At 37.8% G+C, this 13,862-nt stretch carries 12 protein-coding genes; 4 read left to right on the top strand and 8 right to left on the bottom strand.

All coding sequences use genetic code 11. From position 1 onward, the window contains the following. Positions 1-139: 139 nt before the first annotated feature. Genes plsX through yceD form a run of 3 tightly spaced genes read right to left on the bottom strand, consistent with a single transcriptional unit; the run spans position 140 to position 1,961 of the window. A complete protein-coding gene (plsX, locus tag CXF79_RS14385) occupies positions 140-1,189 on the bottom strand; it encodes a phosphate acyltransferase PlsX (protein WP_101155761.1) in 1,050 nt (349 codons plus the stop codon). A 40-nt stretch (positions 1,190-1,229) separates the two neighbouring features. Continuing rightward, positions 1,230-1,400: a 50S ribosomal protein L32 gene (rpmF, locus tag CXF79_RS14390; protein ID WP_011043108.1), complete on the bottom strand. Its 171-nt coding sequence runs from the start codon at positions 1,398-1,400 to the stop codon at positions 1,230-1,232. Between the two features lie 48 nt (positions 1,401-1,448). Continuing rightward, a complete protein-coding gene (gene yceD, locus CXF79_RS14395) occupies positions 1,449-1,961 on the bottom strand; it encodes a 23S rRNA accumulation protein YceD (RefSeq protein ID WP_101155763.1) in 513 nt (170 codons plus the stop codon). A 461-nt stretch (positions 1,962-2,422) separates the two neighbouring features. On the opposite strand from yceD, the gene CXF79_RS14400 reads away from it, so the two are divergent. After that, positions 2,423-3,025, top strand: coding sequence for a Maf family protein (locus tag CXF79_RS14400; protein WP_011043106.1), 603 nt, complete (start codon positions 2,423-2,425; stop codon positions 3,023-3,025). 72 nt (positions 3,026-3,097) lie between these two features. Here the strand turns inward: CXF79_RS14400 and CXF79_RS14405 are convergent, their stop codons facing one another. Together CXF79_RS14405 and rluC are read right to left on the bottom strand one after the other, a co-directional pair. After that, on the bottom strand, positions 3,098-3,760 hold the full coding sequence (locus CXF79_RS14405; protein WP_101155765.1) for an HAD-IA family hydrolase: 663 nt from the start codon (positions 3,758-3,760) through the stop codon (positions 3,098-3,100). Between the two features lie 5 nt (positions 3,761-3,765). Next, positions 3,766-4,848 (bottom strand): 23S rRNA pseudouridine(955/2504/2580) synthase RluC, encoded by a 1,083-nt coding sequence (gene rluC / locus CXF79_RS14410; protein WP_232769186.1) that lies wholly within the window; start codon positions 4,846-4,848, stop codon positions 3,766-3,768. 691 nt (positions 4,849-5,539) lie between these two features. On the opposite strand from rluC, the gene rne reads away from it, so the two are divergent. The 3 genes from rne (at position 5,540) to CXF79_RS14425 (ending at position 10,397) form a co-directional block, all read left to right on the top strand. Then, positions 5,540-8,569 (top strand): ribonuclease E, encoded by a 3,030-nt coding sequence (gene rne, locus CXF79_RS14415; protein WP_101155767.1) that lies wholly within the window; start codon positions 5,540-5,542, stop codon positions 8,567-8,569. Positions 8,570-8,940: 371 nt separating this feature from the next. After that, positions 8,941-9,372, top strand: a complete 432-nt coding sequence (locus CXF79_RS14420; RefSeq protein ID WP_011043100.1) for a DUF4339 domain-containing protein — start codon at positions 8,941-8,943, stop codon at positions 9,370-9,372. Between the two features lie 83 nt (positions 9,373-9,455). Further along, on the top strand, positions 9,456-10,397 hold the full coding sequence (locus tag CXF79_RS14425) for a DUF4339 domain-containing protein (protein WP_011043099.1): 942 nt from the start codon (positions 9,456-9,458) through the stop codon (positions 10,395-10,397). Positions 10,398-10,516: 119 nt separating this feature from the next. On the opposite strand, the gene CXF79_RS14430 is transcribed toward CXF79_RS14425, so the two are convergent. The 3 genes from CXF79_RS14430 to pgl all read right to left on the bottom strand — a co-directional run bounded on the left by CXF79_RS14430 (position 10,517) and on the right by pgl (position 13,861). Beyond that, positions 10,517-11,164, bottom strand: coding sequence for a bifunctional 4-hydroxy-2-oxoglutarate aldolase/2-dehydro-3-deoxy-phosphogluconate aldolase (locus tag CXF79_RS14430; RefSeq protein WP_101155770.1), 648 nt, complete (start codon positions 11,162-11,164; stop codon positions 10,517-10,519). Between the two features lie 123 nt (positions 11,165-11,287). After that, the gene (gene edd / locus CXF79_RS14435) at positions 11,288-13,102 is read right to left on the bottom strand and encodes a phosphogluconate dehydratase (protein ID WP_011043097.1); all 1,815 of its coding nucleotides are present in this window, start codon (positions 13,100-13,102) and stop codon (positions 11,288-11,290) included. 63 nt (positions 13,103-13,165) lie between these two features. Next, positions 13,166-13,861 (bottom strand): 6-phosphogluconolactonase, encoded by a 696-nt coding sequence (pgl, locus tag CXF79_RS14440; protein WP_101155772.1) that lies wholly within the window; start codon positions 13,859-13,861, stop codon positions 13,166-13,168. Position 13,862: the final 1 nt, after the last annotated feature.

A 13,862-nucleotide genomic window follows, 5' to 3' on the forward strand; every position in this document is an offset into this window, starting at 1 on the left:
TATTAAAGCAACTTAAGCATTATAATTCAATACATTAACGAACTCTTAAACTGAGTTCAGGTTAAACACGTTGATTTTAGTATTATTAGTTTAGAAAAAGATATTTTAGTAAAATTAATATTTACTAAATAAAGCATGGTTAGCGACAAGTAAAGCCGTGTTCTAATGAGGTTTTAATTTTCTCAGGAACTTGCCTTTCAACTTCTTTAACTGCTTCTTCTATTGCAGATAAAAAAGCACTTGAATTGGCATTACCATGACTCTTAACTACTATACCGCGTAATCCTATCAAACTTGCGCCATTGTACTGGTCGGGGTTCATGGTTTTAAACAGTTTTTTAAAGCTTGGTTTAAGTAATGAGCCAAATAATTTAGCCACTAAGCTAGCACTAAAAGCAGTTTTCGATTTCTCATAAACTAACCGGGCAACACCTTCACAGGTTTTTAATGCAACATTACCAACAAAACCATCACAAACAATAACATCGGCTTTATTGGAAAAAATATCGCTACCTTCAATGAAGCCTACATAGTTGATATCTTTATTCTCGGTTAATTCAAGTGCTGCAAGTTTTATATGGTCACTACCTTTAATTGCTTCTTCACCCATATTAAGTAAAGCAACGCGTGGTTTATTAATACCATCCACTTGCTCAGCCATGACTGAACCCATCACACCGAATTGGTATAATACATGGGAATCACAAAACACATTGGCGCCCAAATCAAGCATAAAAACATGTTTATTTTTATCATGGGTAGGTAATGATGAAATAAGTGCTGGGCGCTCTACTCCCGGTATATTTTTTAATACAAAATGTGCCATCGAAAATAAGGCCCCGGTGTTACCGGCACTTACACAAGCCTGTGCACGGCCTTCATGAACCAGATCAAGTGCTTTTCGCATTGATGAGTCTTTTTTGGTTCTGAGTGCAACAATGGGCTTATCCGACATTAAAACAACTTGAGAGGTCGGGAAAATACTTAACTGTTTATGAGTAGCTAAATTTTCTTTAGTGATTTCAAAATGAGCAAGAGTTTCTGTAATGATGATTTCATCACCACAAAGAATGAGGTGCAAATTTGGCTGATGACTTATAGCCGTGATTGCTGAAGAAATTGTTATAAGGGGGCCTTGGTCGCCCCCCATAACATCTAACGCGATGGTTAGATCTGTATTTAAGCTCAAACTAAGTAAGCCTAATACTTTACTTTAACGAAGTAATCGCTTAAACAGCGATTACTTTAACGCCTTTGTAAAAGCCATCAGCAGTTATATGGTGACGACGATGCGTTTCACCTGATACTGGATCTACTGATAAGTTTTCCGGTGTTACTGCATCATGTGAACGGCGCATGCCACGTCTTGAACGAGACTTTTTGCTTTTTTGTACTGCCATGAGTTACTCCTAAATCGGTTATTAGTTAAATAGCTGTATGCTTATTAACTACTTGAATTGTTTTAATACATCAAATGGATTTGGCTTCTCAAGCTCTTCTGGCAACTCACCCCAAACTGAATCAGCATCAGCTGAACAATCTTGAATGTTGTGCCGTGGAATTAATGGGATCATGAGCATTAACTCTTCTTCCACTAATTCGCGTAAGTTTACTTCACCATTTTCATCTAATTCTACTACGTCATAATATGACGGGATTTTTTCAGCAGCTTCCTCATTTTTGGCAGGACTAAAAGTAAACTCTACTTCAAGTGACTGATCAAAAGTTTCGTTACACCGCTGACAAGTTAATGCAACTAATGCCGATCCCGTACCTGACATTACTGTCAAACCACGTTCATCCACATCAAACTTAACACTTACTTGAACATGCTCGCTTCCGCTTTCGCATTCTGCAAGCAGTCTCGTCATATCCGCTAATTTAAATACACCTTTGCACACGAGTCTACGTTGCGCGCTACGGGATGGACTAATTGTTATTGGAAGTTTAAGATTCTGCATAAGGCGCGCATATTATAGTCCCTACAGGCAAGTGTCAAAAGAAAATTGCACTATTTTGTTTAAAAGCTCAAGATAGACTCAATATTAACAATAATTGTATAATAATTGTTTGTTTCGACAACAATCGCTATGTAAATATACAATACCGCAAGTTAGACTAAACAGATTAATTTATAGTTCGACTTAGCACTTGGGTAACTAGCTTATAATAAGCAACAACGGTAAGCATAGTTATTACTTCATTCATTTTGTGATGCTATCAGTTTACACTGAGCTCCATAAGCGGCTATTACCTAAGTAAGTAAAAAGGTTTATATGCTGCGCTATTAATGTTGAATAGAATACTATAACTATTCTATTCATACCTTCTTCTAAGTCTTTTAGGTCTCACTCAATACTCAATAACTTAGTTCAATGTGTCTTAAACTCTTTAGTAAAAGAATATATTTAAAAGGATAAATATGAAAACCTTAGTGCTTGGCTCTACTTCTCCGTTTCGTAAAACTATTTTAGAAAAACTCCAACTACCTTTTCACTGTGCAAAACCTAATGTTGATGAGACCGAACAAAAAAATGAATCTCCCCAAGCTTTAGTTGAACGCCTCGCAATAGAGAAAGCAAAAGCGGTTAGTTCAGAATATCCAAACGCTTTAATTATAGGATCGGATCAAGTAGCAGTATGCGAAGAAGAAATTTTAGGTAAACCTCATAATTTTGACAATGCTGTTGTTCAGTTAAATAAATTTAGTGGTAAAAGTATTACGTTCTATACCGGCCTATGTGTTTATGACAGTGAAAAAGATAAAACTATTGCTTTAGTGGAACCTTTTATCGTGCATTTTAATCAGCTGAGCCAAAAAGATATAGCAAACTATCTTAATGCTGAACAACCCTATAATTGTGCTGGTAGTTTTAAAAGTGAAGGTTTAGGTATTTGCTTATTTAGCAAACTTGAAGGTGATGATCCAAATACCTTAATAGGGTTACCTTTGATCAAGCTCGTGGGGCTATTAAAGCAACATGGTATCGATGTATTAGCTGAGCAAAGCAAATTGACTGTTTAACTGAATCACAAAGGTAAGTGCCCACCTATTAATATACGGGCACTTATCTCTTTTAAAATTGTTAAAGCACTATCAGTGTTCTACTACTGGTAATATTAACTGTTGTAACTCGATAAGGGAGTCAACAACGGCTATTGGTTGATAGTGGTTTAATATCTCACGATCATCCACACCTAAGGTAATGCCTATTCTATCAATACCCGCTGCTTGAGCCATTTGCATATCATGATTAGTATCTCCAATCATAACCGCTTGCTCTGGCTCAACACTCAGCTCTGCTAATAAACTCAATAACATCTGTGGGTCAGGTTTAGAAAGTGCCTCATCTGCACAGCGTGACGCATGAAAGAAATGTTCAGTTTGGGTAGCCGAAAAGACTCGTTGTAAACCATCACGGCCTTTACCTGTTGCCACAGCTAACAATCTATTATTATCCTTAAGTGCTTTTAATAACGATAGAGCATCTTCAAATAAAGGTGCTGGAGTATTATCACCTTCAACATATTGAAATTTATATTGCTCAAGCAATGCTGTAGTTTGGCTTTGAGAAGCCCCAGGGAATAAGATATCAAGAGCTTTAGGTAAACTTAGGCCAATGATATCTTTTACACCCTTGACTGTAGGTATGGTTAACTGACAGTGATCGGCTGCCGCTTGCATTGATGACACAATACGAGCAATTGAATCCATCAAAGTGCCATCCCAATCAAAGATAACTAATTTGTACATCGCCATATGGATTACTCTTTAACTAACTTAGACAATAGTTTCTCTAAACTAGCTTCAAGCGGTGCTTCAATTTTTAATCGCTGCTCCGTGTTTGGATGAGTAAATTCAATACTCGCTGCATGTAAGAAAAGGCGTTTCAACCCTTTGCTTTTCATTTGCTCGTCAAACTCTTCATGACCATATTTTGCGTCCATAGCAATAGAGTGACCACTCGTTTGACAGTGAACTCGTATTTGATGTGTTCTTCCCGTTACAGGAAAAGCTCTCACCAGTGTTGCACCACGATAACGTTCCAACACTCTAAAGCGTGTTTCAGACTCTTTTCCTAGTTGGTTATCGACAACTACCACTCGTTCGCCTGATTTCAAATCATTTTTCTTTAGTGCATCAGTAACGCGAGTTAACTTAGTCGGCCAGTGACCTTTCACTAACGCATGATAAAACTTTTGTACATTTTTATCACGAAACTGTTCATGCAAATGACGCAAGGTCGAACGCTTCTTGGCGACCATTAAGCAACCAGAGGTATCTCTGTCTAATCTATGGACGAGTTCTAACATTCTCGCTTCGGGTCTTAACGCACGTAGCGCTTCAATCAATCCAAAGCTTAAGCCGCTACCACCATGTACAGCCATACCTGATGGTTTATTGATAACAATTAATCGGTCATCTTCAAAAAGAATTTGTTTTTCTAGATTAGCTACTATGTGTAATCCCGTTGACACTGCATCTTTTTCTTCTGAAACTCTAATAGGAGCAATACGTACTTCATCATCGATAAGTAATTTATAAACAGGTTTGATCCGTTTTTTATTGACTCTTATCTCGCCTTTACGCATTAAACGATAAAGGTGACTTTTAGGAACTCCCTTAAGTGTTCTTAATAAAAAATTATCAATACGCTGCCCTGCATCTTCACTATCTATGGTAATAAAGCGTACTTTTGGCTTTTCAGGCTCAGCAGCGATTTTCTCTTGAACGGGTTTTTCAGGCGTAATTTTTTTCTGTTGGGGCTTTTTTACAACTGAGTGATGTTTGGTCTTTAATTTAATTTTAGGCACGTGATTGGCTTTTTGAGTCTTAGTTTCTTTCATGGCTGCAGTTTAACACACTTTATTTAGCTAATAATGTAATTAACTCCCTTTTTTGTTGGCTAAACACCAAGGATAGTGGGATAATAAAAGGGTTATTAGTTGATATTTAACGCTAACAGCGGATTAAGTAGCCATATGAAAGAATCATACAAGGCTAATCAACGTAACAATTTAACCTTAGAAGCTTTAAAGAGAGACGTAAGAGGCAAACTGCGGCCACATCTATATGCGAAAATTCATTTTATTAACTGCACCTATGAAGCGTTAAAAAAATAGAAAAAAGACATATTGATAGTACGGCCTATTGCATTAATTGACACAGTAAAGTATCACTTTTGATAATTTACCCGTTGTAGATTGTCAACGAAGCATAAACAGTTTTAACATTTTGATTTTAATTTGTTATTAGCCCAGCACCATAAAGCAATTATTATAAAATAATACCGGAGCAAATGCGCTGGTATTTTGCACAGCACACAGGCTGAGCACATAAAGAAATAAATTAACATTGCCTATTTAAGTAAAAGGCGGTGATATAAAAAACAATCAGAATTTATAACAGCTTAACCTGGTTTTATGACAGGTTAACCGTGACAACCGTGAGGTTGACAAATTGCTGTTACCAGAAAAACAGATTGCTTTGTGTCCTAAGCAAATGGTGTGTTGTGACTAAAAATGAGTCCGACAAACTATGAAACGTATGTTAATTAACGCTACCCAATCAGAAGAATTGCGCGTAGCACTAGTAGATGGCCAAAAACTTTACGATTTAGATATTGAAAGTCCAGGTCACGAACAAAAAAAATCTAATATCTATAAAGCTAAAATCACACGTATTGAGCCTTCTCTAGAAGCTGCTTTTGTTGATTATGGTGCCGATCGCCATGGTTTCTTACCAATGAAAGAAATCGCACGTGAATACTTCCCTAAAGGCTATACATTTCAAGGCCGCCCTAACATTAAAGAAGTATTACACGAAGGCCAAGAAGTTATCGTTCAGATAGATAAAGAAGAACGTGGCCAAAAAGGCGCGGCTCTTACTACCTTTATTAGTCTTGCTGGTAGTTATTTAGTATTAATGCCAAACAACCCACGTGCTGGTGGTATTTCACGTCGTATTGAAGGTGATGAACGCACCGAGTTAAAAGCTTCGTTGAGCAAACTAGATTTACCTAAAGGCATGGGCTTAATTGTAAGAACTGCTGGCGTAGGTAAAGATTATGAAGAATTAAAATGGGATCTCAGTGTCCTTTTACATCACTGGCAAGCGATTAGTGATGCAGGCAAAAGTCGCCCTGCTCCTTTCTTAATTCATCAAGAAACCAACCTGATTTTACGTGCTATTCGTGACTATTTACGTCGTGATATTGGTGAAGTATTAATTGATCGTCCTAAAACGTTTGAAAGTGTTAAAAAACACATTGAGGTCGTTCGTCCTGACTTCTTAAATAAAATAAAGCTATATACCAGTGATGTACCTTTATTTACGCATTATCAAATTGAAACTCAAATAGAAACGGCCTTCCAACGTGAAGTACGCTTACCTTCTGGCGGATCAATTGTTATTGACCCTACTGAAGCAATGACTTCTATAGATATTAACTCAGCACGTGCAACTAAAGGTAGTGACATTGAAGAAACTGCCTTTAATACCAATTTAGAAGCTGCTGAAGAGATTGCTCGTCAACTTCGCTTACGTGATTTAGGTGGCTTGGTTGTTATTGACTTTATCGATATGACACCTGTTCGTCATCAACGTGAAGTAGAAAATAGAATGCGTGATTCAGTTCATCAAGATAGAGCACGTATTCAGCTTGGTAAAATCTCTCGCTTTGGTTTATTAGAGATGTCTCGCCAACGTTTACGTCCTTCAATTGGTGAAACAAGCCAAGGTGTATGTCCTCGTTGTAGTGGTACAGGTCATGTTCGTGGTGTTGAATCTTTAGCGTTATCTATATTACGATTAATGGAAGAAGAAGCGATAAAGGAAAATACGTTACATGTACAAGCACAAGTACCTGTACCTGTTGCAACCTACTTATTAAATGAGAAACGTCGCTCAGTGATGCATGTTGAAAAACATCATAATGTAAGAGTTTTGATCATTCCTAATCCACATATGGATACTCCGCAATACGAAGTTCTGCGTGTTAAAAATGATGAAACTATCGTAGAAGCAAGTTATGAATTACCGGTAAAGAAAGCTGAACTTGAAGAAGCTAAAATGCCTAAGTTTGATAAAGTTGCGGCTAAACGTGATGAACCTTTGATTCAAGGTATGACTTCACCAACACGTGCTCCTAAAGTCGATGAGTCGCCAGTAAAAGCGGAAATAACTACGGTATCAAAACAAACGAAACCTAGTGGATTCTTTGGTTGGTTAAAGAGCCTCTTTGTTGCTGAAGAAGTGGTTGAAGAAGTTAAAGAAGTAAGTACTACTCAACAACCTAAAAAACCACAAGAAAGACGTGGAAACCAGCAAGCTAAGCGTCGCAACAATCGTGGCAATAACCGTAACCGTAACGACCGTAATGGCGAAGATGCTACTAATCGTCCTATTCAAAAAGAAAATGAAGCAAGAGATACTCGTCCTAGTCGCGATGAAGAAGTCAATAAACCTAAGAGACAGCCTCGTAAAACTATCGCTGTTGATAAAGAAAAAGTTGTTAAAGAAGAGAAGAATACTGAACGTCGTCAACGTAGGAACAATCGTAAAAAAATACGTGTAACACCGACAGATAAAGTCATCGAAACAACTGAAAAATTAGCTGTAGTTAGTACCCCTGAAATTGAACAGGTTAATACTCCTACTGTTGAGAATGTAGAGGTTGTAGCAACTAACGATGATAAACCACGTAATAGACGTTCTCCAAGACACTTAAGAGCAAATGGTCAACGTCGTCGTCGTAATAATGCTGAAAATAATTCTGAAGCTACACAACAGGATCAGGCATTAACGACTGAAAATATAACTACCGATGAGTCAGTAGAAGCACGTTATCCTGCAACTTCTGTTACTGAACAAGAAGTAGTGGTTACTTCAACTGAAGAAGTTGCGGTTGAAACAATTGCAGCAGCACCTGTTGAAACTAAAGCAGTTGAAACTAAAGCAGTTGAAACTGAAGCAGTTGAAACGGTTATTGATGTGCCGTTAAATGACACCAAAGAGCTTGATACAACGAAAACTGAAGAAGAAGTTTCCACAGCAGATGTTGCTGAGCAAGTGACTGAAGTTCAGCAAGAGCTGCCGTTAGAGCAAAAACAAGACGTTGTTGTAACGACAGAAGAATCTCCTGAAGTAAAAGAGGCGAATGTCGCCGCTCCAGTTGAAACGGATGTTACAAGTCCAGCTATTGAAACTGTTAAGCAAGAAACAGTAAATGATACTGCACCAGTTGCTAAAAGCGTTGAAGTTGCGGAAACTGTCATTGCAACGCAAGAAGATAAAGTTGTAGCTCCTAAGCCTGCTAAGAAAGCATCCTCTGCAGTCAAGAAAGCCGCACCTAAAGATAAAAAGTTAGCAAGACAAGTTAAAAAAGCTAACCGTCTATCTGGCCATGCAAAAGCACCAATGACTAAAACAGAAACAATCACGACTATTAAAGATATACCAACAAGCTTTATGGCTGACAGTGAACGACATGTTCATCAGTCGTCAGGTAGAACAGCTATTATTGCTGATGTGGTAAATCGTAGTAGTGCGCAGGCAACTAAGCCATAGCATAAACGTACGTTAAACTTAAAAAGCCAGTTATAAAAATTATAACTGGCTTTTTTTTGTCTGAATTTCACCTGATTTTGATAAAGACTGTTAATTAAGGCCGAGTAAGATAATTCATACAAAATTTTGTTAATTCATATTTTAAATCATGCTATTTATAATAGCGCATCAGCATAACAAATCATTTATCTTATGATCAGGAAACGCTATACAAGGCTATAACTTATCATTAACAAAATAGCTTGACTGTTGCCTTAGGCTGGCGTTAAATGGTGGGTAGTTGAAAACTCGCTGTTTATAAATAAGATCAGGCATTATCGTTACTTAATTTAATAGTGACGTAATAGATTTAAAAGAGAGTAATAATTATTATGAAAAAATGGTTTTTTTCAGACAATGGTAAAGTAACAGGTCCTTTAGAGTTAAAAGAATCAAATGAATTAGTTTCAAAGAATCCTGATTTATATGCCTGGCATCCTTCATATACGCATTGGGTTCCTGTTAGTTGTATTGATGAATTTGAAGTATCAATGACACCACCACCTCCTCCAATAGAGATCCCAAAAGATCTGATTGATGGTTTAATTGGAGAAGAAAAAGAATTAATTACAACATTAGACCGTATTGATAAGACTATAAAAATCACTTCAGATTCTTTATATGAAATAGATGCTGAGTTAGATAATTATGGCCAAATTGCTCATAACTTAACTGAAGAAGTTAGAGCGGTAGTTAAGACAATTGAAGAGCAATATGCGGCTTTACAGAAAAATCTAGCTAACGTAATTAAAACGGATTATTAATCACTACTCGTTGGTTACTTACCCGCTAAGTGGTTCATCATATTAATTATATAAACTAAAGTTCACAGATAAGAGTATTTACGATGAAAAAATGGTTTTTTTCAAATAATGGCGAAGTAACTGCCCCATTCGACTTAGACGGGGCAAAAGATTATTTAGCGAGTAACCCAAATGTATATGGCTGGCACCCTTCATTTACTCAATGGAAACCCGTCAATTGTATTAGTGAGTTTGCCGATATATTGCCAGTTACAGTGCAGGCTCCGTTAATTCCAAAAGAAATTTCTGACAAATTCATAGCTAAAAAGCAACGCTTAGTATCAAAGTTGGCCTCAATTGACGATAGTATTAACCATAGTCAGTCATCTCTAGGTAAATTTGAAAAACAAATTGAAGACTATAAAACCTTAACACAAAACTTAAATGATAATGTCAAAGATGCTATTGATAATATTGAGAAAAAACATAAAGGCTTAAACCGAAAGTTATCACAAGTTAAAGATGCTGTGCATATAGCAGGAAAAGAAATGACTGAAGTTGTCGACGACTTTGATCGAAGAATGAGCTCTAATGACATCTTTATGCCCTCTTGTAAACCAAGTGCACTAGCGATGCAAGACATCAGCACTAGTGAAAGTGATGAAGCACAAATTAGTAAATCTAAGCTGGCTCAAGAAAAGCTAGCAACACCTCATAAGCGTGTTGATATAGAAGAAGCCAAAGCAGAACAACCAATTGAAACTGTAAAAGCTACACCTGTACCAGATAAAAAAATAACACCACCTGACGTTGATATCCAATACGGTAATCGAATGACAGTTGACGTTGATCTTGGTAATAGAATGGCTGCTGAAAGTATCAACAGTATGAAGAACATGATGAAATCTGTCTTCAAAGGTGACAAAAAAGTAGAGAAAGCGAAGAAGCCTGAAAAAGTGGAAGTCAAAACAGTGGAAGTCAACAAAAGCAATGATCAACCATTATCAATGGCTGAACGTTTAAAAATGGCACAAAACAACCACTAAAAACATTACTGTCATCTATATAGCTAGTTCTATAATAACCAAAAAAAGGCCAGTCATTATTTTAATGACTAGCCTTTTTTATGTTCATTAACGAGTAATAAGTTAAATTATCACAAGGTCTATTTTACATATGCTAATGCTTGGTTAGCTAATTTGGTGATTTCAGACCAATTTTTGTTTTCTACAATACTATTTGAAACTAACCATGAACCACCACAACAAACAACATTCGGTAAAGCCAAATAATCACGCACATTACCTAGGTTTATACCGCCTGTAGGGCAAAAACGAATATCAGGGAAAGGCCCACCAATTGATTTAATAGCATTAACGCCACCCGAAGCTTCTGCAGGGAAAAATTTCAAATGATCATAACCATAATCTGCACCGTCCATAAGCTCAGAAATAGAAGATATACCTGGAATTAACGCAATATTACCCTCATTACCCGCTTGTAATAAATCTTTTGTTAAACCTGGGCTGATAGCAAATTTAGCACCCGCATCATAAGACTGCTGCAATTGCTGACGGTTGGTAACGGTACCTGAGCCCACAATGGCTTCTGGTAATTCCTTTGCAATAGCACTGATCACTTCAAGTGCTGCCGACGTACGTAAAGTTACTTCTAATACTTTAATGCCTGCAGTCAATAATGCTTCCGCAATCGGTAACGCCTCTTCAACGTTGTTGATTACTAATACAGGAACAATAGGCCCCATGTTGAAAAGGTCCTTTGGCATAATTTGCCAATTTTTTGATACTGTCATAATTCCTCTTTATTTTCTTGGCGATACTTAACCTAAAGGGTAAATAGTCGCTGAGTTCTTTATCTGGTTAATTATAAAAAGGAGTCAAGATGCAACTCCTTAGTCGTTATCTGTTCTTATTGATTATGAATCGAATAACGAACACGCACCTGTTTCAGCTGAACTCAAATTACGACGCATAAAGCCAAATAGCTCACGGCCCATGCCTTCATGATGACCATTTACTTGAAACTGAGCAACTTCACGTGAAGCTAATTCTTTTTCATCAACTAATAGAGTAAGTTCGCCAGTTTCGCCATCTACATTGATCATGTCGCCACTTTTAACTTTAGCAATTAAACCACCATCGAGTGCTTCAGGGCATAAATGAATGGCTGCAGGCACCTTACCTGAAGCGCCAGACATACGTCCGTCAGTAACGAGAGCAACTTTAAAGCCTTTGTCTTGAAGTACGCCTAACAATGGCGTTAATTTGTGTAATTCAGGCATGCCACGAGCTTTAGGGCCTTGGAACCTTACTACGGCAACAAAATCTTTTTCTAGCTCACCTGCGTCAAATGCAGTCTGTAATTCATGTTGGTCTTCAAAAACAACAGCAGGTGCTTTAATGACGAAGCTACCTTCTCGAAGTGATGACGTTTTAATAACCGAAACACCTAAATTACCTTTCATTACTCGTAAACCACCATGAGAACTAAATGGCTTAGCAACGGTTGCAATAATTTCATCATCAAGTGACTTTTCTACGCAATCAACCCACTTAAGCTCACCATTGTCTAAAACAGGTTTTTTGGTGTATCGAGTTAAACCGCGACCACAGATAGTTTCTACATCTTCGTATACTAGCCCACCTTCAATAAGTTCTCGGAATAATAACGCCATGCCGCCAGCTTCTTGAAATTGGTTTATATCCGCATGGCCGTTAGGGTATATGCGTGTTAATAATGGAACAGCTTCAGAAAGATCATTAAAGTCTTGGAAGTTAATAATAATGCCTGCCGCTTTAGCAAAAGCAATTATATGCATAGTCAGGTTAGTTGAACCGCCTGTTGCAAGTAACGCTACAATAGCATTAACTACCGAGCGTTCATCAACCATTTTCCCAATCGGCAGATAGTTACCCGATTGTTGCGTTAAACGAGTCGCTTGACGAGCAGCAGCTTTTGTTAATTCTTCACGAAGTTGTGTATTAGGGGCAATAAAAGATGCACCAGGTAAATGTAAGCCCATGACTTCAACCACTAACTGATTGGAGTTTGCTGTGCCAAAGAAAGTACAAGTACCTGCAGAGTGATATGACGCAGATTCAGCCTCAAGCAATGCGACTTCGTCCACTTCGCCTTTAGCATGTTGCTGACGAACGCGAGCTTTTTCCTTGTTTGGCAGACCTGAAGGCATAGGACCTGCTGGGATAAATACCGTCGGTAAATGACCAAATGTCATACTTGCGATCAGTAAGCCAGGTACTATTTTATCGCAGATGCCTAACATTAATGCACCGTCAAACATGTTATGAGATAAACCAACAGCCGTTGACATTGCGATTACATCACGGCTCATCAAGCTTAAATCCATACCCGGCTGGCCTTGTGTAACACCATCACACATGGCAGGGACACCCGCAGCAAATTGTGCAACGCCACCAGCTTCTTTAACCGCCGCTTTAATTATGTCTGGATATGTCTGATATGGCTGATGAGCACTAAGCATATCGTTGTAAGCAGAAACAATAGCGATATCTGAATGATTTATGCCGCGTAATGATGACTTGTCATCCTTTCCACAAGCAGCAAAGCCGTGTGCTAAGTTACCACATGATAAACCGGCACGATGAACTGTGTCTGATTTTGCGGCATCAATTTTTGCTAAATATGCAGCACGAGTTTTAGTACTACGTTTTATAATTCTGTCGGTAATATCTACTATTTGCTGTTTCATTTATTCTCTCAACTTATATACTTTTAAATTTTGTCTAGTACTTAAACTTATTTGACAAGTGAGTTATGGTGCCCAAAAAATTTGAGTGTTTAAGCTAGGGTGTTGTAAAAATGCTCTGATAGGCATTTCAAACGGGTCATCGCCATTTAACGCTTGCGTTAATACCGTCTTCTTTCCTTCGCCACAAGAGTGAAGGAAAATGTTTTTGCTGGTCATTAAACTGGCAAAAGTAAAGCTGATACGTTGATGCGGTGCCGTTTTAGGTTGAACTTTCAGTAGTGCTGCATCATTCGTCTCATCGAGACCAGAAGTGATTTGGTCGCTACATGGGAATAATGAAGCCGTGTGACCGTCTTCACCCATTCCTAAAATTAATACATCCAGTGGTAATAATATTTTACTTGCTGCCACGTTTAAATCTTCAAGGGTTTCGTCTGTTAACTCATCACCTTGTTTAAGATGAAAAAACTTAGCTTTCTCAGCTTTGTTTTGTAGTAGGTTTTCATGTACTAAACGGGTATTGCTTGCCTCACTATCGATAGGAACCCAGCGCTCATCAGCCAAAGTAATGGTTACCTTTGACCAATCAATATCACTTTGTGATAGCACACTAAAGAAACCTTTAGGCGTAGACCCCCCAGATACAGCAATGCTTGCTTTACCCTTCTCCTTGATCGCTTTAGCTAAAATATCACTTACAGTACTTGCTAGTTCATTATCTAAATCATTACGTGCGTTAAATTCCGTTAATTCATTCATA

It is taken from the genome of Colwellia sp. Bg11-28 (assembly GCF_002836245.1).
Lineage (GTDB): Bacteria > Pseudomonadota > Gammaproteobacteria > Enterobacterales > Alteromonadaceae > Colwellia > Colwellia psychrerythraea_A.